Here is a 2,250-nt window from a genome sequence, read left to right as displayed (position 1 = left end):
GAGACAGGTCGACGGTGAGGAGGCCGTTCTCGAGGTTGGCTGCCTTGATCTTCATATGGTCGGCCAGTCTGAACGACTGCCGGAAGCTGCGATAGGCCAAGCCGTGGTGGAGCAACTGGCGTCCGCTCTGATCATCGGCTTTCTGGCCCACGACAACCAGCTCCGGGCCATGCTGGGTCAATTCAACCTCGTCCGGGCTGAACCCAGCGATCGCCATGGCGATGCGGTAGTCGTTCTCACCGACCTTCTCGATATTGTAAGGCGGCCAGTCGGTCCGCGAGCCGCTATCGTGCATGTCGAAAAGACGGTCGAAACCGACGGTGGTGCGATACAGAGAGTCAAAGGTTCTCATAGCCACATTGTCCTTGAAGCAACATGGGCACAAGGGACGCCGCCCCATGCGGCGCCGCCAGTCTTGCCGAACCGTACGGCCTCGACGGCAGATGATTTAAAGGCGGCTCAAAATCGGTTCAAGAGACAGTTGGAAAAATTTTGGAAGGCATTGGAAGGCATCCCAAATGGCACCGCCAGCGAGAGATGAATTGCCTCAGCTCGCCTCGTCGTGGCTCGGAAAGCCCAAGCAAGTAGTTTCTGGCTTCCGACGCCTTGCCGGCGCAGTAGTGAACGCCCTGCGGTCATCCTTCAGGAGTTTGATCCAGCTGACCAAGTATTTGGCGTGGTCAACGCGGGGGTTCGCCTCGATACCCAGCTTCGCGCAGAGAAACGCGGCTCCGAGTTCGGAGTTCTTCGGCCGCGCACGCGACGTCGCCGAAGCGCTGGCAATTCGCGTCGCAGTCGCGGCGCCGTCCAATGGGGCAGTTCGTGAAGCAGGACCCCATGTTAGGCCTCAGTGGCGCTGCTGGTCGACGTGCCGGTGAACAGATGCTGCAACAGCAACACGATTTCGTCGGTGCTTGGCCGGTAGCAGGCCTGTTCGCCCTGGTGGGTGGCAAGGCTGGCGGCGATCAGGGCATCAGCCTGCGCGATCGGGAATACTTGGTTATCGTACGTCGTGCGGGCTTTCTCGGACTGGTAGCCATCCGCCTGCCCGACATTGAACACCCAGCTCAGACGGGCGCATGGGATTTGGCGGCCGTCCTCGTCGGTGCCAGTTTCGTCGGCGTCCTTGCGCCCGAGCATCTTGAACCAGATGACCGGAGTGCCGCCCTTGCGGACGCTAGCGCCCTTTGCCGACCACTGGCTGGGAATAGGTGGCAATGCCGCTGGGATCGTCATCAGACGCTCCCGTGATCAGGCCGGGTCCCAAGATGCCAAGAAGCTGGGGCTTTGATGGGCCGACAACCGGATCGTTCTCTTTCATGTTGACAGGTCCCTCCGCGGCGAGCGAGGTAACTCGCCGCCACGGCAAAGTTCCGTCGTGCCAAAAATTTTGCCGCACTTTCCTCCCGGCGAGGACATTGGTCTCGCCGTCACTGGCTCACAAGGCGGCATACCATCTCGTGCGTGTCCAAAACCGCTGGGAACGAAACCATAACTCCGTCGTTCGCTTAAGCGACGTCGGGGCAGAAATATGCACGATCCTTTCTTTGAAGAGCTAGTAGTCATCGAGGCGAAAAAGCCAGGGGGCTATCGCACTTTGGTGAGCGTCTCCGAGGCCGCGATTTTTATGATGGACAGCTGGCCTGAGGAACACGGCCAGCTCTACGCGGCGGCACTTCAGGCATGCACCGGTCACCTCACCACACCGCAGCAGGTCGAAGCCGCCCGCCAAGCTTTTCTCGCCGCCGCGGAAGAGGCTGGTTTGGTCGTTCTGGATGCCGAGCCTGTGGAAGGCGACACGCCCCCCGGTTGTTATTCGCAGGCTGGTCTGCGCCTTCGATGACCTTTTGACGCTGGATTAATGTCACTTGTTTCACGCTTCGGAGTGAATCCATCCGACGAAGTCGGGGGCGCAGTTCTAACGCGGCTGCCGCGATTGCGTTGCTCTCATAAGACCTTAGTCGGACCACCCCAGACCAAAGCCTCACTCTGGAACGGTAAGCTTCCGTCATCGTTTCCTCGTCTGTAAGTAATTGAAACGAGGAGAGGAAATTATGGCTGACGGCCCAACTGTTGTTAACTCTGGAGGTGGCGGCGGCACTGCGGTTGCTATTGTTCTCGGACTTATCGCAATCGTTGTCTTGCTGATTTTCACCGGTGTCATCAACATCAATGGTGGCGGCGGCGGGAAGGACATTAACGTCAAGGTCGAAGCGCCGAAGGTGGAAGCACCGGCCGCGCCTGCGGCAC

Annotated in this window: 4 protein-coding genes; 2 read left to right on the top strand and 2 right to left on the bottom strand. The window is 59.5% G+C overall.

Annotated elements, in window-relative coordinates; genetic code table 11:
• Positions 1–352: Hsp20 family protein (locus tag EN935_RS32095; RefSeq protein WP_127374022.1), on the bottom strand; the 352-nt coding region annotated here is incomplete at its 3' end.
• 488 nt (positions 353–840) lie between these two features.
• Complete coding sequence (locus EN935_RS32085; RefSeq protein ID WP_127374021.1) at positions 841–1,236, bottom strand: hypothetical protein; 396 nt, start codon at positions 1,234–1,236, stop codon at positions 841–843.
• A gap of 295 nt (positions 1,237–1,531) precedes the next feature.
• On the opposite strand from EN935_RS32085, the gene EN935_RS32080 reads away from it, so the two are divergent.
• Positions 1,532–1,843: a DUF982 domain-containing protein gene (locus tag EN935_RS32080; RefSeq protein ID WP_127374020.1), complete on the top strand. Its 312-nt coding sequence runs from the start codon at positions 1,532–1,534 to the stop codon at positions 1,841–1,843.
• A gap of 211 nt (positions 1,844–2,054) precedes the next feature.
• Positions 2,055–2,250, top strand: a 196-nt coding sequence (locus EN935_RS32075) for a hypothetical protein (RefSeq protein ID WP_127374019.1), incomplete at its 3' end; no start/stop codon positions are given.

The organism is Mesorhizobium sp. M7D.F.Ca.US.004.03.1.1 (assembly GCF_003998635.1).
In the GTDB taxonomy this organism is placed as follows: Bacteria; Pseudomonadota; Alphaproteobacteria; order Rhizobiales; family Rhizobiaceae; genus Mesorhizobium; species Mesorhizobium loti.
This window is presented reverse-complemented; position numbering and strand designations above follow the sequence as displayed.

Excerpts from the sequence above, each read along its gene's own strand:
- EN935_RS32085 (WP_127374021.1), bottom strand. The coding sequence starts at position 1,236 with ATGACGATCCCAGCGGCATTGCCACCTATTCCCAGCCAGTGGTCGGCA.
- EN935_RS32080 (WP_127374020.1), top strand. The coding sequence starts at position 1,532 with ATGCACGATCCTTTCTTTGAAGAGCTAGTAGTCATCGAGGCGAAAAAG.